The sequence below is a fragment of the Amycolatopsis granulosa genome (assembly GCF_011758745.1).
Classification (GTDB): Bacteria; Actinomycetota; Actinomycetes; order Mycobacteriales; family Pseudonocardiaceae; genus Amycolatopsis_E; species Amycolatopsis_E granulosa.
In genome coordinates this window covers 669,342-689,179 of sequence record NZ_JAANOV010000001.1, presented here as the reverse complement: position 1 = coordinate 689,179, position 19,838 = coordinate 669,342, and the positions used below count along the sequence as shown (strand labels likewise).

Annotated in this window: 17 protein-coding genes and 4 pseudogenes; 11 read left to right on the top strand and 10 right to left on the bottom strand. The window is 67.5% G+C overall.

The annotated features are described in order from the left end of the window. Positions 1 to 592 precede the first annotated feature (592 nt). Both FHX45_RS27905 and FHX45_RS28685 read right to left on the bottom strand, forming a co-directional pair. Positions 593 to 919 (bottom strand): LGFP repeat-containing protein, encoded by a 327-nt coding sequence (locus FHX45_RS27905; RefSeq protein WP_341771641.1) that lies wholly within the window; start codon positions 917 to 919, stop codon positions 593 to 595. Positions 920 to 993: 74 nt separating this feature from the next. After that, positions 994 to 1,125, bottom strand: coding sequence for a hypothetical protein (locus tag FHX45_RS28685; RefSeq protein ID WP_424923843.1), 132 nt, complete (start codon positions 1,123 to 1,125; stop codon positions 994 to 996). Positions 1,126 to 1,192: 67 nt separating this feature from the next. Between FHX45_RS28685 and FHX45_RS27895 the strand changes: the two genes are divergently transcribed. Then, positions 1,193 to 2,029, top strand: a complete 837-nt coding sequence (locus FHX45_RS27895) for an RHS repeat protein (protein ID WP_341771336.1) — start codon at positions 1,193 to 1,195, stop codon at positions 2,027 to 2,029. Positions 2,030 to 2,352: 323 nt separating this feature from the next. Here the strand turns inward: FHX45_RS27895 and FHX45_RS03380 are convergent, their stop codons facing one another. Beyond that, positions 2,353 to 2,859 carry a tautomerase family protein gene (locus tag FHX45_RS03380; RefSeq protein WP_208405782.1) on the bottom strand — a complete coding sequence of 169 codons (507 nt, stop codon included), beginning with the start codon at positions 2,857 to 2,859 and terminating at the stop codon, positions 2,353 to 2,355. A 644-nt stretch (positions 2,860 to 3,503) separates the two neighbouring features. Here FHX45_RS03380 and FHX45_RS03375 point away from each other — a divergent pair. Beyond that, a complete protein-coding gene (locus tag FHX45_RS03375; RefSeq protein ID WP_424923829.1) occupies positions 3,504 to 4,370 on the top strand; it encodes a transposase in 867 nt (288 codons plus the stop codon). A 158-nt stretch (positions 4,371 to 4,528) separates the two neighbouring features. Here FHX45_RS03375 and FHX45_RS03370 read toward each other — a convergent pair. Both FHX45_RS03370 and FHX45_RS03365 read right to left on the bottom strand, forming a co-directional pair. Next, a pseudogene (locus FHX45_RS03370) lies at positions 4,529 to 4,771 on the bottom strand (NlpC/P60 family protein); the annotation flags it as partial. Further along, the gene (locus tag FHX45_RS03365; RefSeq protein WP_341771335.1) at positions 4,765 to 5,424 is read right to left on the bottom strand and encodes a TetR/AcrR family transcriptional regulator; all 660 of its coding nucleotides are present in this window, start codon (positions 5,422 to 5,424) and stop codon (positions 4,765 to 4,767) included. The pseudogene FHX45_RS03370 and the gene FHX45_RS03365, both read right to left, overlap by 7 nt. A 115-nt stretch (positions 5,425 to 5,539) precedes the next feature. On the opposite strand from FHX45_RS03365, the gene FHX45_RS03360 reads away from it, so the two are divergent. From FHX45_RS03360 to FHX45_RS03340, 5 genes are all read left to right on the top strand, one after another. Beyond that, positions 5,540 to 7,033 carry a hypothetical protein gene (locus FHX45_RS03360; RefSeq protein ID WP_167096545.1) on the top strand — a complete coding sequence of 498 codons (1,494 nt, stop codon included), beginning with the start codon at positions 5,540 to 5,542 and terminating at the stop codon, positions 7,031 to 7,033. A gap of 398 nt (positions 7,034 to 7,431) precedes the next feature. Next, a complete protein-coding gene (locus FHX45_RS28680; protein ID WP_208405781.1) occupies positions 7,432 to 7,908 on the top strand; it encodes an ImmA/IrrE family metallo-endopeptidase in 477 nt (158 codons plus the stop codon). Between the two features lie 758 nt (positions 7,909 to 8,666). After that, positions 8,667 to 9,521, top strand: a complete 855-nt coding sequence (locus FHX45_RS03350; protein ID WP_167096544.1) for a formate/nitrite transporter family protein — start codon at positions 8,667 to 8,669, stop codon at positions 9,519 to 9,521. Positions 9,522 to 9,653: 132 nt separating this feature from the next. Further along, a complete protein-coding gene (locus tag FHX45_RS03345) occupies positions 9,654 to 10,790 on the top strand; it encodes a zinc-dependent alcohol dehydrogenase (RefSeq protein ID WP_208406426.1) in 1,137 nt (378 codons plus the stop codon). Positions 10,791 to 10,806: 16 nt separating this feature from the next. After that, a complete protein-coding gene (locus FHX45_RS03340) occupies positions 10,807 to 11,382 on the top strand; it encodes a hypothetical protein (RefSeq protein ID WP_167096542.1) in 576 nt (191 codons plus the stop codon). 613 nt (positions 11,383 to 11,995) lie between these two features. Here FHX45_RS03340 and FHX45_RS27885 read toward each other — a convergent pair. After that, the gene (locus tag FHX45_RS27885; RefSeq protein ID WP_341771334.1) at positions 11,996 to 12,454 is read right to left on the bottom strand and encodes an SDR family oxidoreductase; all 459 of its coding nucleotides are present in this window, start codon (positions 12,452 to 12,454) and stop codon (positions 11,996 to 11,998) included. Positions 12,455 to 12,691: 237 nt separating this feature from the next. Here FHX45_RS27885 and FHX45_RS03330 point away from each other — a divergent pair, with 237 nt between their 5' ends. Next, complete coding sequence (locus FHX45_RS03330; RefSeq protein WP_167096541.1) at positions 12,692 to 14,284, top strand: DEAD/DEAH box helicase; 1,593 nt, start codon at positions 12,692 to 12,694, stop codon at positions 14,282 to 14,284. Positions 14,285 to 14,420: 136 nt separating this feature from the next. On the opposite strand, the gene FHX45_RS03325 is transcribed toward FHX45_RS03330, so the two are convergent. Continuing rightward, positions 14,421 to 14,573 carry a DUF2382 domain-containing protein gene (locus FHX45_RS03325; protein ID WP_167096540.1) on the bottom strand — a complete coding sequence of 51 codons (153 nt, stop codon included), beginning with the start codon at positions 14,571 to 14,573 and terminating at the stop codon, positions 14,421 to 14,423. Positions 14,574 to 14,728: 155 nt separating this feature from the next. Continuing rightward, positions 14,729 to 15,030, bottom strand: a pseudogene (locus tag FHX45_RS03320) (cation efflux transmembrane domain-containing protein); the annotation flags it as partial. A 202-nt stretch (positions 15,031 to 15,232) separates the two neighbouring features. On the opposite strand from FHX45_RS03320, the gene FHX45_RS03315 reads away from it, so the two are divergent. After that, positions 15,233 to 15,595, top strand: a complete 363-nt coding sequence (locus FHX45_RS03315; protein WP_167096539.1) for an ArsR/SmtB family transcription factor — start codon at positions 15,233 to 15,235, stop codon at positions 15,593 to 15,595. Between the two features lie 16 nt (positions 15,596 to 15,611). Continuing rightward, positions 15,612 to 15,698, top strand: a pseudogene (locus tag FHX45_RS28305) (TIGR03943 family putative permease subunit); the annotation flags it as partial. A 202-nt stretch (positions 15,699 to 15,900) separates the two neighbouring features. Here FHX45_RS28305 and FHX45_RS03305 read toward each other — a convergent pair. Beyond that, positions 15,901 to 16,062: pseudogene (locus FHX45_RS03305) on the bottom strand (proton-conducting transporter transmembrane domain-containing protein); the annotation flags it as partial. Positions 16,063 to 16,087: 25 nt separating this feature from the next. On the opposite strand from FHX45_RS03305, the gene FHX45_RS03300 reads away from it, so the two are divergent. Next, positions 16,088 to 16,783, top strand: coding sequence for a recombinase zinc ribbon domain-containing protein (locus FHX45_RS03300; protein ID WP_167096538.1), 696 nt, complete (start codon positions 16,088 to 16,090; stop codon positions 16,781 to 16,783). A gap of 787 nt (positions 16,784 to 17,570) precedes the next feature. Here the strand turns inward: FHX45_RS03300 and FHX45_RS03295 are convergent. Continuing rightward, positions 17,571 to 19,565: a GH25 family lysozyme gene (locus FHX45_RS03295; RefSeq protein ID WP_341771333.1), complete on the bottom strand. Its 1,995-nt coding sequence runs from the start codon at positions 19,563 to 19,565 to the stop codon at positions 17,571 to 17,573. Between the last annotated feature and the right edge of the window lie 273 nt (positions 19,566 to 19,838).

Below are 19,838 nucleotides of genomic sequence, written 5' to 3'. Positions count from 1 at the left end.
TGCTACGGTGTCGCCCCTTGTGGTTAGCGCGTGTGTCCGAGGGGGGAGCTAACCCAGAACCCCAGGTTGATGTACGCCGCCGACCTGCAGCTACTTTAGATGGGCGTCGTGCCGGGAGACATGATGCGCACGCGGATGTTGGCGATGGCGACGGCTACCGCCAGTATCTGGTAGGGCGTGGAGGGCGATATGGTGATCATCGCCGGCGAGGCAATTCCGGCGATCAGCGGAAGACAGTCTTGCGCGGGCGGTCGTGATCGTGGTGACCTTGCGCCCGGCGCTGCGGATGTTGGTCGGGTCGCCGCGTGTCTTACGTGCGGCGTCGGCGATGACGAATACCCTGGGCCGAGGTTGCCATTGCGGATACCGGTGCTGATGCTCATTCGACGGATCTGCCCACCGATCGGGCGCCGCGGCCGACAAACTGTTCGAGGACGTCGCGCGAATTCGGCGCATTGTCATTCGCCAGGTCGAATGCGTAGCCGGCGCCGTGTTCCGGACTCCAGGGCGCACACGGCTCTCTGCAGGCGGGGCCGCATGGCGGTGGTGGTGCCTCCCGGTTGTGGAAGGCACCACCACGTAATGCCGGTGTTCAGCTGTAGGTGACTTGGGTGGTGCCGTTGGCGCTGAACCAGGTGATGTAGTCGTGTTGGAAGTTGTTGCGGCGGCCGCCGGTGACGCCGTATTCGTCGCTGGTGGGGTAGCCCAGCGCGCTGGTTTCCCACCCGAGGGCGGCCCACTTGTCGCGGATGGCGCCTTGCACGGCGTGGGCGCCGGTGCTGGGGGTCCAGTAGACGGATGCACCGGCGGCGAGGCTGAAGTGGTTGTACCGCCCGGTTCCGTCCGGGGTCACGGCCTCGTCGGTGGTGGGGTAGCCGAGGGTCTGGAGTCCGCCGAGGGCGAGCCATTTGGTGCGGATCTGGCCCTGGACGGTGTGGGTTCCGGTGTTGGGTGAGTAGTAGAGGGAGGCGCCACCGCGCTCACCGGGTTCACCTACGACACCGACGGCAACACCACCAGCTGGACCGCCGCCGACGGCACCGTCACCACACTGGGCTGGGACGGGTCCGACCGCAACATCAGCGCGATCACCACCAGCCCCAATCCGGCTCTCAGTGCCAACATCACCTATACCCGCGACGCGACCAACCGCATCATCCGCCGGGATCCGCTGAATTGCGACAACAACACCGTGGCACGGTATGGCTTCACCGGCGATAGCGACACCCCCGACGTCACCCTGAACGGAGACAACCGCCTCACCTCGATCTCCCTGGCCCTGCCCGGTGGGGTGCTCTACACGAGCAAGATCGGCCCCGACGGCGCCTTCGCCCCCGGCTACGACCACCCCTCGATCCGTGGCGACCTGGTGCTGAGCACCGATGCGGCCGGGCACCAGGTCGGCGCGCTGCGCACCTTCGACCCCTACGGCCAGCCCCTCACCGCGGGCGGCGCGATTGATCCGCAGAACGTGCCCGACAACTCACCCGGCTCGATGGACTACGGCTGGCTCGGCCAATACCAGCGACCCTACGAACACGCCGGCGCGCTGTCCCTGGTCCAGATGGGCGCACGGCCCTACAGCCCCCTACTCGGCCGGTTCCTGTCCGTCGACCCGCAAGAGGGCGGCTCCGCCAACGACTACGACTACGTCGCCGGCGACCCCATCAACACCCTCGACCTCGACGGCCACGGCTGGTTCAGCTCCATCGTCAAAGCCGTCACCAAGGTCGCCGAAGTCGTCTCCTGGGTCCCCGGCCCCATCGGCGCCATCGCCAGCGGCGTCGCAGCCGCCGGCAACGCCATTCAAGGCAACTGGGGCGCAGCAGCGATGTACGCGGCTGCCGCTGTAACCATGGGCGCAACAAAGTACGTCGCCGCAGCCGTGAAGGTCACTAGGTGGGTTAGGGCCCGCAAAAGTGAATACCCGGTTGGCGGCCAAGTTACCTCGCGTATCCCGCAAGCCGCCGGCAATTCTGAAGATGGCGTTCACCAAGAAGAAGTTGCCCCTCAACCAAGAAGGCCGTAACCCGCACGAGACTGGAAAAAGCAAATCGACCCGAGACAAGCATCAAAGTGCTGGATCGCATGGAGGTCGGAGGCCTGTACTGGCTGCCCGCCGACGCGCTGTCCACCGCGCACCCCGCGTGAATGCCGACGATCCTTCTGCTGCTACGGCAAAACCACTTCTGGTCAGTCGACGTGGGACCACACGCAGGCCTTTACGTCGCGCTCGACGAGCACCGCGCTGTAGGTCTGGTAGATCCCCCGGGCCGCAGGCATTGATGGAGCGCGGCGGAGTCGATCAGGGAAGTTCCGGGAACCAATGCGTTGCCGTAGGGCAAGTCGGGATCACGCCTCCGGTGGTGACCAGCCGTACTTGCGGATCAGGTCCTCGTCGAGCAGCTGCATCTTCCCGCCGCCCAAGGACCAGTCCTCCCGCCCGGACTCCTGCAGCATGATCAGCACATCGTCCGGTCGCACGCCGACCTCGGACAGGTTGGCCACGATCGCCTGGTAGAGCGCGAGTTTCATGTCCCGGGTCCGCCCGCGGGTGAGCGTGATCTCCACCACCACCGGATCGCGCCGATCACCGTCGAGGTAGTGGCGGTCTACATGGAAGGCGGTGGCCGGTTGCGCGTCGACGACCTGGAACCGATCGTCCGGGGGAACGCCGATGGCGCTGACCAACGCGCTGCGCACGCCCTCGGCAACGGCTGCGCGCATCGGTTCGGGACGGTCCGTACTCAACGTGATCCGGACGAACGGCATGGGAACCCCCTCGGTGGCTACTTCGCCGATTGTCATGACGAGCAATATCGTCCCCCAGCCGATCACCCGGTCCAGCGCCGGGCCCACATCACCGCAGGTCAGACCCCAAACGGTTGTCTGTTGCGTGAAAACTACCCTACCCCCTGTTCAGTTGTTCGCCGATCGACCTGACTTCCTGTTTGATGGCGTCGGCCTCAGCGGCGCGCACGTCGGCCGAGGTTGGTCTCCCGCTCGTAGCGCGCTGGTGGGTGTCCACGAGTTCGCCAGCCGTGCGGCCAGCCGTGGTGCTGCGGTGTCAGTGTTGCGGCCATGAGCGGCGACGGTAGCCACGCGGCCACACCCACCGGTTCAGCGACATGACCGCGTCGCCATCGGCTACACGGTGCCCTCGGCGGCGGGGGCGTCGGCCACGCCGAGGGCGAACCGGACGTCCGGGTGGATCTGCACCTCGCTGGTGTCGGTGCCGTCGGTGGTCACCGCGATGGGCAACCGCCAGGCGGCTGCTGACCAGGTAGGTGGCCTTGAAGGACTGGTGCCGGATGGAGAGGCACTCCTCATCGTGCTCCGGGAACGGTACGAGGATCTTCTCCCGCACCAGTTCCAGCACCGCGACTGCGGTACCGGGGTCCAACGGGTAATCCGCGCGGTACTGGTGCTCGAGCGGTCTCGGTGAATTCCACCATCGTGCGGGCGCATCAGCACGCCACGAACATCACCCGCCACACAGGGGGCTGGATCGAACTACACGAAACCCGGATCCGAGCCGCCTGATCACGCGATCGGCCGCTCGCGGCGGCTGGACTACCAAGATCCACCGTGTGGTCGACGGGAGCGGACGCGGTCTGGTCACGCTGCTGACACCGGGCCAGGCCGGGGACTCGCTGATCTTCGAGCCGCTGATGGCCCACCTGCGGGTGCCTCGTCGAGGCGGCGGGCGAGCCCGGACCCGCCCTGACCGGCTGCGCGCCGATAAGGCGTACTCCTCCCGCGCCATCCGCTCCCACCTGCGCAGGCGGAAGATCCGGGCGGTCATCCCCGAACCGTCCGACCAAGCCCGACACCGCACACGCCGCGGGGCCCGCGGCGGACGACCACCCGCCTTCGACACCCACGACTACCGTGGCCACAACGCCATCAAACGCAGCTCAACCAGATCAAACAATGGCGAGGAATCGCCACCCGCTACGACGAACTCGCCACCCTCCACCGCGCCGCCATACTCATCCACGACGTCATCACCTGGACCACAACATTGTCAGACGCGCCCTAGGTGGGGCGCGAACCTTGTCGTCCGTGGTCGTCGCCGTGTTCTGTTGACCGGGGCCGTCGTCGAGGGCATGAAGGTGGCGCTCGTCGATGGCGGGGGCGGTCCGGTTCTTGCGGTTCTTACGGGACATGACGAACTCCTGGTGTGCTGGAATGGAATTGGGTGGTCATCCCCCGGCCGGGGCGGTGGCCCGCCGATGCGCATCCGGTGGTTCGGGCTAGACGACTATGGACGCTTCGTCACCGCCTCCATGTCAAGCGATTGTCCAAAAATCCACTGTCGGTGCGGGCGAGCTCGGTGTGTTCGCGTAGCGAATGGGTCTCGTGCTTGACGCCCCGGATGCCGTACAACTCATCAAGGAGATGCGCGAGGGGGCTCGACACCTCATCACGGCGCGCTCTCATCCTGACGATCTTACCGTGCTACGCGAGCGCGCCGCCAAAAACGGATGACTGCAATAGAACGTGAATGCGTCTCGTCGTGGTCTGATGAGGGTCGCGTGGCGCCGGCGTAGTTGTCATTCGGATGGCGGTAGTTGTCGATCTGGACGGGTAGCGGGGATCCGTCGGGAACGCGGGTTCCTGTGTGGAATTGGGCGTGGGCGGTGCGGGGGAGGGTGATTCCCGCGGCGTCGTAGGCGGCTTTTGTCAGGCCGCTGCAGTCGAACCCTTGGTCGCCGTTGTCGGGTCCGTTGGCTGGCGGAGGGGACTTGTTCCAGGGGTGCTCTATTCCTCCGCGTCTGCGCTTTCTCGTCGAGTTTTCGGTTTGTCCGTGTCGCTGTGGGTCTGCACGAGGGGGAGGTAGATCGTGTCAACGATCTCGGTGATGGTGTGGTCGGCGATGGTGTCGGCGCCACGGATGAGGTACTCGTGGCGGAGCAGGTCGACAGCGACGGTGGCGATGCGGGGCGAGAGTGCTTCGGGTCGGGCTTGCCCGCGGGCGACCGCCCGGCCCAGTACGGTCAGCCATCGAGTGAGGCTGGTATCGAGCATTTGATCGCGGGCCTCACGGATGAGGTCGGGTTCGTTTCCCATCTCGGCGGCGAGGATGTGCAGGATGTCTCCTTGCGGGGAACTGATCCGTCGAGCTGCTCCGCGCAGCAGCGCGAGTACGTCGGCGCGAAGGTCGCCGGTGTCGGGTGGATCCTCGGCCGTCGTGGCGTGGCGATGCGCGGCGACAGCCAGTGCGGCGCGGCTGGGCCAGCGGCGATAGATCGCGGTTTTGTTGGTGCGGGCGCGGGCGGCGACTCGGTCAATGGTCAGGCCGGTGTAGCCGACCTCGGTCAGCTCGTCCAGCGCGGCTTGCAGGATCGCCTGCTCCAGTACCGTGCCGCGCCGCCGTGGCCTCCCGCGGGGGTCGCGGTCGGATCTCGTCGACACTGTCACTCCCATCACAGTAGGGGACTGATGGTCCTCTATCGTTGTCGTGTCCTGTTACTGTAGCTCGTCAATATAGGGGACGGTTCGTCCTCTAACGGGTGTTCAGGGAGAGATGGTAGCGATGACGTACACCGCACAGGCAGAGGATCTGCTGCCCGGCATCCGAGTCGGCGTGGTGCGTGCCACGACCTACGGGTTGTTCGGTCCGCCGGAGCAGTTCATGCCGCAGGCGCACGCGCTGGGGGCGGGCATCGTGCGGGTGAACATCTACTGGTCGCAGGTGGAGCCCGAGCCCGGGGTTTTCGAGTGGGGCGCCGTGGACGCGCTGCTGGATCAACTCGACGACGGTGACGAGGCATGGGTGACGGTCTGTGCTAGCTCGCCGTGGGCGACGCGCCGCGCGACTCGATGGCTACCGGCATCACCGGCGGTCGATATCGACCGGTACCACCGATTCGTCACCGAACTGGTGGGCCGCCGGCCCGGATCGATCCGGTTCTGGCAGTCCGAGATCGAGCCATGCCTGCCGCTGTTCTGGGCGGGCACGGCTGAGGAGTATCTGGCTCACCTGCGTGTGTTCCATGCCGCGGTCAAGGCCGCCGACCCCGCCGCCCTGGTGGTGCTCGGTGCGGCGGTGCCAGGAGCGATGCTCGGCGACGGCCCGGCTGGAGCGCAGACGTGGGCGAGTTTCTTCGGCCAGGTGTTGCGCGACGGGTCCGAGTATTTCGACATCTTCGACATCCACCCCTACGGTGACGCCTACCAGGTCCCGGCTCTGGTGCAGACATGCCACACTCAGCTGGCCGCGCACGGGTGCCGGCAACCCGTCGTCGCCAGCGAACACAGCGGCCCCCTGCCGACAGACTTCCCCGACAACCATCCGTACCTGGCCGCGGTCCTCGCAGCGCACCAGAAGCAGTTCCTCGGTGAGGTGCCCATGCCCGACACGATCGAGGACATGCAGGCCGCCGAAGCCCCCGCGGTGATAGCCCTCTACGAACGCATGGACGAGCTGCCGCCGACCCTGCAGATGTTCATGGCCGGATGTCCGACCGAACTCGACGACAAGCGTCATCGGATCGCCTGCCGAGATCTGGTCGTCCGAACCGTACTGGCCTTGTCGGCGGGCGTGCGGCGCAACCTCTACTACGCGATGGGACCCGAGTGGAAACTGGACCGTGCCCTCCGCATCACCCCGATACTGATGTTCGACAAACTCAAACTGATGGACTACAGCGACGACACCATCAGCCACCGATACCCGGCCGCCGACACGTTCGAACTGTTGACACGTCACCTCGACAAGGTCGAACGAGTCGACCGGATCACAGTGCCCAACCACCCGGACCTGTACTTGTTCGAGATCCAGCGAACCAACCGCACACCACTGCTGATCGCCTGGCAACGACACGATGGTGCGGACCGGGAGGACCTGCCCTCGATCGAACTCACCTGGGAATGGCCATACCCCAGCGCGCACGCGGTGGACGCCCTCTGCGTCAGCGTGCCCACGGAAACCCACGACGGAGAACTTCGAATCCCCGTTTCGTCGACCCCTGTCTTCATCGACACCACCCCAGCTGAACGCCCCGCAATACCGCCGAGCGCGCGGTGAAGGCAAAACTCGACCCCATCGTCATGGACGATGAAGCCAGGTCCCATTCGGGGCACCAGGGAAGCGGTTCGTGCGCTCTAGAGGGAACATGCGAGCAGTCGCACGCCATATCCGCGTTTCCCGAGCCCTCTTGCGCACACGACACCATTGGGTGATCCGCTGAAACGGATTAGCCGCCACCACCTTCGCGACATCGTCCTCGTCGTCGCGACCTGCTGGCTCGTGCCCTTCGGGGTAGCGCTCCCCTTCGTGTTTCACGATCCGATCTTCGCTGTGATCTGTGCGACCATCGGGTGCGCAGTGCTGCTTGGCCTCGGGCTGGTGGTCAAGATGTGGGATCGGCTACGCGGTAGGAAATAGGCACACGTGGGAGCAGCGGCGGCCGTTGTCTGGCTCAGGTGCAGACGGCGGCCGCCACGCTCGTCGATCAGGAACTTTTCTCCGCGCTGGACAGCACCGTGTGCCGCAACGTGCCAGTAGGAGCTCGACTCCAGTCCACTGGGCACTGCGCATCGAGATGCCCCGGGCTGCTCTCTCGCTGTTTGTCGGTGACGCGTGGTCAGGGCTCGCTAGTTAGCAAGCGGAGATGTTCTCTCGACGCCTTCTCGCTGTACATCGAGAACGAGCCGTTCATCTTCATCGACACCGGCAAGACAGCAGAACGACAGCGCTTCGACGCGGCGCACGAACTCGGACACTTGGTGATGCATCAAGGTCGAGAACGACCGCGCGCAGCTGGTCGCCTGGTTGTCCATGAATGTCCAGCTCCAGCACGTCAGATGTGGCAGATCTGCCACGAAACTGTGTCCGAGGGGGAGTTGCACACCAACCACACGGCTTCGGCTGTGACGTCAGCCGATGCATGGAAGCTTTGATGTGGAAGGTGACGTGGTGGCTGCACTCAATATGTACATCGGCGAGCTCTTCCGGCGGGGCGACCGCGTCCGGACGACCCGAACTGGCTGGTCATTGCCCAAAGGTGGGGCGTTTTTAGCGCCGGGTCAAACGTCGTCATCTGTGACTTTCCTGCACGTTAGCCCGCAATAGCTTCTTCTGAAGCGGTTGCGCGCCGTTCGACTCGGTTCGACTAGATGACAGCCGTCGCAAAACTTGCCGCGCGATTTCGGCATAAGGACGAGCGGATCGGGCAGATTCCCCGCGTGCCACGCCGACCCCGCGTTCTCCCGCGCTTTTGGTGACCAACTTATCCACCGCCGGCTGCCCTGCCGGCGGCGACGCACATCACGCCTGGGAGCGGGAACTATCCGGCGGCGGTCGCATTATAACAGGTGTCGGTACGGCCGAGTCCCCGGGCCTCACCCTCCACCCTCACGGAATACCGGTAACACCGGAGCCGTGTGGCGTCACTCGCCGAGAGGCGACCCCGTACCGGCCTTGATCCCCCGCTTCCACTCGCAGGTCCCCCCAAGCCTTCGCTTAGCGGAAGCAGGCCTTCCGCCCGTTCCGAATCCAGCTCCCGTGCTTCGCCTCCCACTGAAGAAATTGTTGTCCTCCAACGGGCTGATCAGCCGTGGCGTGGTGGCACCCCCGCCGCGGCGCCTGGCTGGCGAATAGGTCCGCTCCCGTCCGGGTATGCGGCCGGTCGCCGGGTTCCGCCACGGTTGGAGACACGATGTCAGACGATTCGAACGACGAACACGCAACTCTGCCCCTGCGGTCCCAGGCCGGCAGCCGGGACGAGCCGGAACTGGAGGAGGCGTTCGACCGGATCATCGCCGAAGGGCGGGACCGGCTGGGACGTCCGTTGCTGCCGTTGATGGCGACCGGCGTGCTCGGCGGTGTCGACGTCGCCGTGGGAGTGCTGGCCTACCTGGTCGTCAAGCACGAGACCGGCCAGCCGCTGCTGGCCGCCGCCGCGTTCACGATCGGGTTCATCGCGCTGCTTCTCGCGCGCAGCGAGCTGTTCACCGAAAACTTCCTGGTGCCGGTGACCGCTTTGGCGTCCGGAAGTGGTTCCTGGCCACGGTTGCTCCGGTTGTGGCTGGTCACTCTCGCCGCGAACCTCGCCGGGGGTTTCGTGATGGCCGGCATGATCGTGGTCGCGCTGCCCGGCCTTCGGGACACCGCCGCCACGACCGGCGACCACTACGCGACGCTGGGCGTGTCCTGGGCCTCGCTGTTCCTGGCCGTGCTCGCGGGCGCGGTGATCACTCTCATGACCAGGATGCAGCACGCGACCAACGACATGGGAGTCAAGCTCGTCGCGGCGGTGGCGATGCCGTTCCTGCTCGTCGGGGGGCAGCTGTTCCATTCGGTACTCGACTCGATCCTCATGTTCGCCGGCCTGCTCGGAGGCATGGCGCACTACTCGTGGGCCGACTGGGCGCTCGCGCTGGCCTGGTCCTCGCTGGGCAACATAGTCGGCGGCATCGGCCTGGTCACCTCGATCCGGCTGCTCCGGGTGTCCCACCGCGTCGAGGAGGCCCAGCAGGAGTCCCGTGGAGGAACCGGCCGCCAAGCGACCTGACCCGGGCCGCCCGATCGGCCGAGCGTCATCGGAGGAACACCCGGGAGGATTACGCGGACACGGGACGGGTATGTGCCGGGAGGGGCCCGAGAGGCCGTTCGACGACAGGGCGGAGGAGAAGCCGTGCGTGCGATGGTCTATCGCGGGCCGTACAAGGTCCGTGTCGAGGAGAAGGACGTTCCGGCCATCGAGCACCCGAACGACGCCGTCGTCCGCGTCACCCGGGCCGCGATCTGCGGCTCCGACCTGCACCTGTACCACGGGATGATGCCGGACACGCGGGTCGGCATGACCTTCGGGCACGAGTTCGTCGGCGTGGTCGAGGAGGTGGGCTCCAGCGTGCGGAACCTCGCAAGGGGGGACCGCGTGATGGTGCCGTTCAACATCTTCTGCGGGACGTGCTGGTACTGCGCTCGTGGTCTTTATTCCAACTGCCACAACGTCAACCCAAACGCCACGGCTGTCGGCGGCATCTACGGCTACTCGCACACCTGCGGTGGGTACGACGGAGGGCAGGCCGAGTACGTGCGGGTGCCGTTCGCCGACGTGGGGCCCGCCGTCATTCCCGGCTGGATGGACGACGAGGACGCGGTCCTGCTCACCGACGCGCTCGCGACCGGGTACTTCGGTGCGCAGCTCGGCGACATCGTGGAGGGTGACGTGGTGGTGGTCTTCGGGGCCGGGCCGGTGGGCCTGTACGCCGCGAAGTCCGCCTGGTTGATGGGGGCGGGCCGGGTGATCGTCATCGATCACCTGGAGTACCGGCTGGCGAAGGCCCGCACGTTCGCCCACGCCGAGACGTACAACTTCAGCGAGTACGACGACATCGTCGTGCACCTGAAGAAGATCACCGGCTACCTCGGCGCCGATGTCGCGATCGACGCCGCGGGCGCCGAGGCCGACGGCAACTTCGTGCAGCACGTGACGTCGGCGAAGCTGAAGCTCCAGGGCGGTTCACCGGTGGCCCTCAACTGGGCGATCGACTCGGTGCGCAAGGGCGGCACCATCTCGGTGATGGGCGCCTACGGGCCGATGTTCAGCGCCGTGAAGTTCGGGGACGCCCTCAACAAGGGCCTGACGCTGCGGATGAACCAGTGTCCCGTGAAGCGGCAATGGCCGCGGCTGTTCGAGCACATCCGCAACGGTTACCTGAAACCGAGCGACATCGTCACCCACCGCATCCCGCTCGAGCACATCGCCGAGGGCTACCACATGTTCTCGGCGAAGCTGGACGGCTGCATCAAGCCCCTCATCGTGGCGGGCAGCTGAAGGAAGGAAAGGTGCCATGACCTACACCTCGGAACGACCGCCGCTGCCCGAGACGAGTGAGCAGCTGCGCGCCCGGATTCCGGGCTGGGGCGCCGACCTCGATCCGAAGGATCGCCCGTCGGTGCCCAAGCTGCAGTGGCAGGAGGACCGCACCGGCGCGCACTGGGAGTTCCCGGAGCGGCAGCCGGAGAAGTGGCCCCGGGAACGGTCGATCGAGCATGAGTTTCTAACCCCGGTCTTTGGCACTTCGTGCCCACCGGCGGGTTTTTCGGGGATGCTGCGGAAACTGTCCTACCGGAAGTACAGCGAGGGCCGGGCGGCGCACTGGCTGCTCCTGCTGGCCGCGGACCGGGTGGACGCGTGGGAGAGCCACATCCGTTCGCTGCTGACTCTGCGTCCCGACAACCCGATCACGCAGACCGGGGTGCTCAGCGAGTTCTCCCGTCACGGCGTGTCCTCGCGGTTCGGGAAGAAGCGCGCGGACGTCAAGCACCAGATGCTGGACCCGGTCATCGTCGCCGGGCCGTGGGTCCTGGTGGGCGGGCTGGTCTTCGCGGCCATCAGGAGGATGCTGCGGCGCGGGGGCCAGTGATCCCTCCCGGCGGCCGAACGGCCAGGACCTGGCCTGTGGCGCTCGCCTTCGGGTCACGGGAGGAAGCGGAAGGGACACGCCCTGGCCGGCGCGGGCACCGGTGCCGAATTCGGCTATCCGCCCACTGTGGACGATTACGGACGTTCTTCCGGCCCATGCGGTGGGGGAGGAGCGAGCTGCCCTGGTTGTGCTGCGGCACACCCCGCCGGGCACCACCGCACCGGACGCGGCCGCGGGTCACAGGACCGGCGTGCGCCGGTGACCGCGATTCGCGCTCCGGAAACGTAGCTGGCCTCGTCGGAGGCGAGCAGCACGTACACCGGGCGAGCTCGGCCAGCTGGCCGGCGCCGCCCAAGGGCCCCTGGGCACCGAAGCTCTTCACCTGTTCCTCGGGCATGGTCGAGGGAATCAGCGGCGTCCAGATCCGCCCCGGGGCCACGCTGTTCGCCCGGATTCCCTTCGACCGAGCATCTGGGCCAGCGCCGCGGTCATGTTGGTGATCCCCGCCTTGGTCACGTCATAGGGCAGCGGCTGGGGCGGCGGGTTGTCGGAGTTGACCGAGCTGCTGGCGATGATGGAGGAGCCCGGCGCTATATGGGCACCGCCGCCTTCGTCAGGTGGAAGAACGCGCTGAGGTTGATGGCCAGCGTGTGGTCCCATCCTCGTCGGGGATGTCTTCGATCCACTCATGCGTCATCTGGAACGCCGCGTTGCTGACCGGCACGTCGATCCGGCCGAACTCGGCCACCGCGGTGGCGATCACCGACCGGCAGTGCGCGGGTCTGGCCAGGTCGCCGGGCAGCAGCACAACCTTGCGTCCGGCCTCCTCGACCCACCGCTGGGTCTCCCGCGCGTCCTCGTGCTCGTCGAGGTAGGAGATGAGCACGTCCGCGCCCTCGAGGGCGAACGCGATCGCCACGGCACGGCCGATGCCGCTGTCGGCCCCGGTGATGAAGGCCGCTTTCCGCGCCAGCCGCCCGGAGCCGCGGTAGCTGTGCTCCCCGTGGTCGGGCGCGGGATCCATGTCGCCGGTGGTGCCTGGCGGGGTGTGCTGCTGCGGAGGCTGGGACACGGGAACTCCTGTCGTCGGTTCTTCGCCTCGCCCCGGTCGGTACCCGTTACCACCGCGCTCAGACCGGAAGCCACGGGACTCGCGCGTGCGTCGGGTACACTGATCACGCGGCCCGCTCAGTTCTGCCTCGGGCCGCGTTCCGTTGTCGACTCCCACGCGCCGCGGTCACCAGGTCCGCGCCGGGCAGGACAACCCTCTACTGATGGAGATCCAGGGCGCCCGCGTCCACAACTGCTTATGAGCACACCTACCTTCACCGAACTCGGTCTGTCCACGACCCTCGTCGACGCGCTGGCCGGGCAAGGCGTCACCAGCCCCTTCCCCATTCAGGCCGCCACGCTGCCGCATTCGCTCGCGGGCCGGGACGTCCTGGGTCGCGGCCGCACGGGTTCCGGCAAGACCTACGGTTTCGTGCTGCCTGTGCTGGCCCGGCTCGCCGCCGCCCCGGTGCGGCGCCGACCCGGCCGCCCGCGGGCCCTGATCCTCGCGCCGACCCGCGAGCTGGCCACCCAGATCGAAGGCTCGATCCTGCCGCTGGCCGGGCCGCTCGGCCTCAAGGTCACCACGATCTTCGGCGGCGTCAGCGCCAACCCGCAGATCTCCCGCCTGCGTGAGGGCGTTGACATCGTCGTCGCGTGCCCGGGCCGGCTGGCCGACCACATGCGTTCGGGCGCCATCGGGCTCGACGCCGTCGAGATCACCGTGCTCGACGAGGCCGACCACATGGCTGACCTCGGTTTCCTGCCCGAAGTCCGTCGCATCATGGCGGCCACTCCCGCGCGCGGGCAGCGGCTGCTGTTCTCCGCGACCCTCGACACTGGGGTCGATGTGCTGGTCAAGCGGTTCATGAACAATCCAGTTACGCACAGCGTGGACTCGGCGCGGTCGCCGGTGTCGACCATGACGCACCACGTGCTGCACCTGGAGGAGAGCCACCGGCTGCCGGTGCTGGTCGATCTCACCGCGGCGGCAGGCCGGACGCTGGTGTTCACCCGGACGAAGCACCGTGCGAAGCAGTTGACGCGCAAACTGCTCGCCTCCGGCGTCCCGGCGGTCGAACTGCACGGCAACCTCGGGCAGGGGGCGCGGACGCGCAATCTGGAGGCTTTCTCGTCCGGAGCGGCGAGAACGCTGGTAGCGACCGACATCGCGGCCCGCGGAATTCACGTCGACGACGTCACGCTGGTCATCCACGCGGATCCGCCGGTCGAGCACAAGGCGTACCTGCACCGGTCCGGCCGCACGGCGCGGGCCGGGGCGGCTGGCACGGTGGTCACGCTGATGACCGACGAGCAGGTCGCCGACGTCCGTGACCTGACCCGCAAGGCAGGGATCAAGCCCACCACGACGCGGATTGGTCCCGGTCATCCGCTGCTGTCCGAGCTGGCGCCGGGTGAGCGGTCGTTCACCACACCGCCGTCGCGGCCGGCCGCGGACACGCGGCCGAAGAAGGTGTCCGCGAAGATTGGCGCGGCGCGGTCGGGTGCCGAGGACCGCTCGTCCGGGCTGGGCCGTGGCGGGTCCGGGAGTGCCCGTGACGCGCGGCGTGGTGCCGCAGCCGGACGGCCGGCGCGGTCCCGGGCCGGTGAAGACCACGATGGCGGCCCGTCCGCTGGTCAGGGCCGCCGCTCGGCCGACCCCGCCGGACGTCGCGAGGGCGCCGGGAAGTTCGGCCAGGCTCGTCGTGGTGCCGCCGAGTCCCGTCCACGCCGTTCCGGCGACGCAACGTCCGGATCCGGTCGCGACTCCTCCGGTGGCGTTCCTGCCCGAACCGGCGGTGCCGCCGCCTTCTCGGCCGGTGCGCGCGCTGGTTCCCGCCGCTCGCGCTGACTCTTGCGGGCCGGGGCTTCCGGGGGACCCGCTCACCCGCGGGGCTGGGCCGCGCACACCCGAGCCCGGAGCGGTTGGTCGCGGCGGTCGTCGACTTCGGGTTCGCCAGGGTTCCCGCCCCAGGGCCTCGGCACCATCATCGGTGGCCGCCGGGTTCCGCGGTGAACAGGTGGTTCACGTGCATCTGGTCCTTGGCCAGCCGGACCCGTTCCACGGGCACGGCTTCGGTGGCCACCACGGGCCGTTCCTCGTGCAGGGTGCCGGTAGAGCTGCTGTTCCTCCACCTCACATGCCGGTCCGCACCGTCAACCAGGTCGGGTGGCCGTCCTCGTCGTCGGTCCACCCTCCCGCGCGTTGACGACGGGTATCGCGAGCTGCCTGCCCGGCCACCGCGGGACGCCGCCGACTGCCGACTGTCTCGTCCGCACACCCTGCCGTGGCCGCGACGCCGGCGAGGTCTTCGGCGCGGCCCAGGCCGTAGGTGAACCGGCGGGTCGCGGCGCGGCGGCCGAGTGCGAAGGCGATGCCGACCGGCAGCGCCGTCAGGGCGTCGGCGAAGTTGTGGATCGTGTCGCCCAGCAGGGCGACCGAGCCGGTGAACGCACGATCACCAGTTGCGCGATTGCGGTCACGAACAGCGCCAGGAACGACCACACCAGGGTGCGCATCCCGCGCTTGCTGGTCTCCAGCGCGCTGTCGAACCGGTCGGCGCTGTCGTGGCTGTGCGGGGTGACCACGTGCCGCAGCTACGCCCAGACCCGCCCGGCCCAGGTGCCGGGGCGCCGGCCGTGACCATGTGCGTGACCGTGGCCGTGGCCGTGCGCATGGCCGTGTCCGTGTCCATGGCCGTGCTGGCTGGTGTGCTCGTTCGACATGCCCATCGGCGTCTGTCTCTTTTTCGCGGCTGTTCCCTTGCCAGGTACCCCTGACGGCACTCATTAGGCAGGCATGCGCGCGCGTAACAACGCCTCGGGGGCAGGTGCGTCCGAAGCCGAACGGCTCGCGGTGGCGGCCGAGGTGCTCGGACACGTCGCCGACCCGACGCGCCTGCACCTGCTGCGGTTGCTGTCCACCGAGCAGGACGTCACCAGCCTGACCACGCAGGTGGCGGCGTCGCGGTCGTCGGTGTCGCAGCACCTGGGCCGGTTGCGGCTCGCCGGCCTCGTGCAGGCGCGGCGGGACGGACGCCGGATGCTCTACCACCTGACCAGCGACCACCGGGCTGACCTGGTCGGCCATGCGGTGCGCGGCATCCCGCACCACCCGCACCGCATCACCACCGATGAGGACACCGGCCACTCGGTCGGATGAAGGGCCACCTCCGCACGTGCGCCGCGAGACCCAGAACATCCTGCTGCTCCTGCTCGGCGGCGCGTTGCTCAAGATCGGCCTGGACGGCAGCTACCTGTGCTACAAGCTCAACGGCGAATGCGGGAGGGCCGGGCAGTAGACGACAGCCCTGTCCCGGGTCATGCCGTGACCTCAGTCGGGAACATGATCGTGGCCAGGAGATGCCGCCTGCGGCCGGGCGACGGGCTGTGGTCGAGCCGCTTCCGGATTGCCGAGACGAAGTCGTCGTAGAGGGCCTCCTTCTCCGCATCGTCGAGCCAGAGCGAGGCTTCGGCTGCCGAATCGGCGACCAGCCCGGCGGCGCCGACCGCGAGGATGATGTAGCCCATGTGGTTGACCGAGGTGTAGGCGATCATCCGCTTGAAGTCCCGCTGCGCCAGCGCCACGGACGCTCCATAGAGGACGCTGACCACGCCGATCACGACGACGACCAAGCAGCGCAAGGACGAGGTCTTGATCGATGTCGAGGACGTCGCGTTGGGTGACGAGACGCGGATGCGGTGGAACGCGAGGGACAAGTGGATCTTGTCGGATGACCTTGTGCATGAGGCGCTGATCGATGGGGAGACGTTCGAGCGGGCGCAGCAGGTTCTGGGGGCCAGGGGAGCGGGTCGAACGACGCGGGAGCGGCAACGCACCCGCCACCGGTATGTGTTGCGCGGGTTGGTGCGGTGTGGTCTATGCGGTCGGCGGATGCAGGGGCAGCAAAGCTGGGAAGTGTTGTTCTACCGGTGCCGGTTTCCCGCGGAGTACGGTTTGGCGAACAAGGTGGAGCATCCGCGCAACGTCTATCTCGCCGAGCGTGACCTCCTCCGGCCACTGGACGCGTGGCTCGCGAAGTCCTTCGCGCCGCACCGGCTCAAAGACACGGTCGACACGTTGTACGAAGCCCAGGCCGAGGACGATGGCGAACCCGCCGCTGTGGCGGCTATGCGGGTCGTCGAGGAGTGCGACCAGGCGCTCCGGCGTCACCGAGCCGCGCTGGAAGCGGGGGCCGACCCCCAACTGGTCACTCGGTGGATGGCCGAGACTCAAGCACGCCGCGCCGAAGCGCTCGCCAAGGCGCGGCCGGCTGCTCGGCCGCAGCGGCTGAGCAAGGACGAGATCCAGGGCCTGATCGACAGGCTGGGCGACCCCGGCGCACCCTGATCCTCGCCGCGCCCGAAGACAAGGCAGCCGTCTACCAGCAGCTCGGCCTGAAGATGATCTACCACTCCGGTAAACGAACTGTGCGGGTCGAGACGAATCTCGACCCGCACAGTTGGGGTTATGGAACGTGTCCGAGGGGGGAGCTGACCCAAAACCCCAGGTTGATGTACGCCGCCGACCTGCAGCTACTTTAGATGGGCGGTCGTGCCGGGAGACATGATGCTCGCGCGGATGTGGCGAAGGTGACGGCTACCGCCAGCATCTGGTTGGGCGTGGAGGGCCATATGGTGATCGTCGCCGGCGAGGCAATTCCGGCGATCAGCGGAAGACAGTCTTGCGCGGGCGGTCGTGATCGCGGTGACCTTGCGCCCAGCACTGCGGATGTTGGTCGGGTCGCCGCAGCGGGTACCGACTCGGGTGGCCTCGCCGGCCAGACCGCCGATGCCGACCAGGACGCTCAGTTCGGCAAGGGGTCATCGTTGGTGTCGACGGCGCGCCGCGTGTCTTACGTGCGGCGTCGGCGATGACGAATACCCTGGGCCGAGGTTGCCATTGCGGATACCGGTGCTGATGCTCATTCGACGGATCTGCCCACCGATCGGGCGCCGCGGCCGACAGAATGTTCGAGGACGTCGCGCGAATTCGGCGCATTGTCATTCGCCAGGTCGAATGCGTAGCCGACGCCGTGTTCCGGACTCCAAGGCGCACACGGCTCTCTGCAGGCGGGGCCGCATGGCGGTGGTGGTGCCTCCCGGTTGTGGAAGGCACCACCACGTAATGCCGGTGTTCAGCTGTAGGTGACTTGGGTGGTGCCGTTGGCGCTGAACCAGGTGATGTAGCCGTGTTGGAAGTTGTTGCGGCGGCCGCCGGTGACGCCGTATTCGTCGCTGGTGGGGTAGCCCAGCGCGCTGGTTTCCCAGCCGAGGGAGGCCCACTTGTCACGGATGGCGCCGACGACGGACCAGGCTCCGGTGCTGGATGTCCAGTAGACGGAGGCGTTGTTGGTGAAGTGGTTGTAGCGGCCGGTGCCGTTCGGCGTCACCGATTCGTCGGTGGTGGGGTAGCCGAATCCCTTTTCCCAACCGAAGGCGGCCCACTTGTCGCGGATCGCGCCTTGGATCGAGTGGGCCCCGGAGTTCGGGGACCAGTAGATCGATGCCCCGACGTCGAGGCTGAAGTGGTTGTAGCGCCCGATCCCGTCCGGTGTCACTGCCTCGTCGGTGGTGGGATAGCCGATGCCCCGTTCACGGCCCAGGGCTGCCCACTTGTCCCGGATCTGTCCGAGGACGGAGTGCGCGGCGGTTTTCGGGGACCAGTAGATCGAGGCGCCGGCGGTGAGGCTGAAGTCGTTGTAGCGGCCGGCCCCGTCGGAGGTGACGGTTTCGTCCGTAGTGGGGTAGCCGAGGCCGGTTTCCCACCCGAGGGCGGCCCACTTGTCGCGGATGGCGCCTTGCACGGCATGGGCGCCGGTGCTGGGGGTCCAGTAGACGGATGCACCGGCGGCGAGGCTGAAGTGGTTGTACCGCCCGGTTCCGTCCGGGGTCACGGCCTCGTCGGTAGTCGGGTAGCCGAGCGTTTGGAGTCCGCCGAGGGCGAGCCATTTGGTGCGGATCTGGCCCTGGACGGTGTGGGTTCCGGTGTTGGGTGAGTAGTAGAGGGAGGCGCCGCCGAAGGTGGTGTATTGGCCTGTGCCGTCGCCGGTGCCGGTGGTGTCGCTGGTGGGAAAGCCGAGGCTGCCGCCGGGGCCGCCGAGTTGCTGGTAGCGGGTGAGGATCGGGCCGGTGACGGCCCACGCGCCGGTGTTGGGCGCGTAGTAAATGGTGCCGTTTTGGTAATTCTGCGCCCAGCCCTTGGCGATGGGGTATTCGCCGCCGACGGGGTTGCCGAGGGAGGAGCCGGCGCCGCCGAGGGCGGTGTAGTGGGTGACGATCTGGTCGGGGACGCTGCCTTGGGCGAAGGCTCGGACCTGGTCGACGGTGCCGTTGAAGAGGTCCTGGTCGCCGGGGAAGGTGCCGGCGGTGTCGTACTGCCAGATGGTGTAGTTGCTCCAGCCGCTGGGGATGGCGCCGGGGTCGTCGCCGATGCGGGAGATCCATAGTGGACTGTTGGCGGGGATGGTGGTGTTGCCGCCGGTGCAGTTAGTCCACCACCCGTTGGTCGTATAGATCACGGGCCACTGGTTGGTGCGGTCGTGGATGGTGGTGGTGAAGTCGCTGATCCAGGCGGTCATCTGGGCGGGGGTCTTGTTATAGCACCAGCCGGGCCAGTCGGCGCTGCCGTAGGGGTTGTACTCGATGTCGAGCACCGGCGGCGCGGTGTGGCCGTCACCGACCCAGCCGCCGCCGTTGTCGAGGAAGAAGGTGGCTTGCGCAGCACCGGTGGAGACATCGGGCAACGCGAAGTGGTAGGCACCCCGTGCGAGGCCCGCGTTCGCCGATCCGGCGTAGTTGGTGGCGAACTGCGGGTCGACGTAGGTGGTGCCTTCGGTGGCCTTCATGTACGCGAAGCTCGCGCCCGCGCTGGCGGCTGAACTCCAGTCCACCGCGCCTTGATAGTGGCTCACGTCCAGCCCCTGCGCGTTGGACGACGCAGTGAGCGTGGACAGTGTCCGTGTTCGTTTCGCCGGAATTTCCCGGGCTCGGATGGTAGAACCCAGGAAATCCAGCTCCGGATGAGCGGGCGGGCTCGCCTTGGGTGCCGCCTCTGCCGGCCCGGTTCCGAGCATCACTCCGGCGAGGAGCAGGGGTGCCAGCGCGAGTACGCGCGCACGCCGAAATACCACGAGAACCTCCGTGAAAGAACCCCCAGAAAATGGCGGGGCCGATCGGCCCGGCATCGAGACTCTAACCCCTGTTCCGGCCACGGCCAAGCAGGAACCCTTGCGTGACAAGGGTCACCACGATCAGAAGAGTCACGCGGTAGTGCCTGGAAGTGTGGTGCATAACTGACTTCCAGAGCCGGGGTTGACGGCGATTCGGGTGACGACCGGAGGAGCTCGTCGTCGATAAGGAGTACCAAGAGTGGTGCGGTCTGGGCTGTTCGGGGGTTACGCACC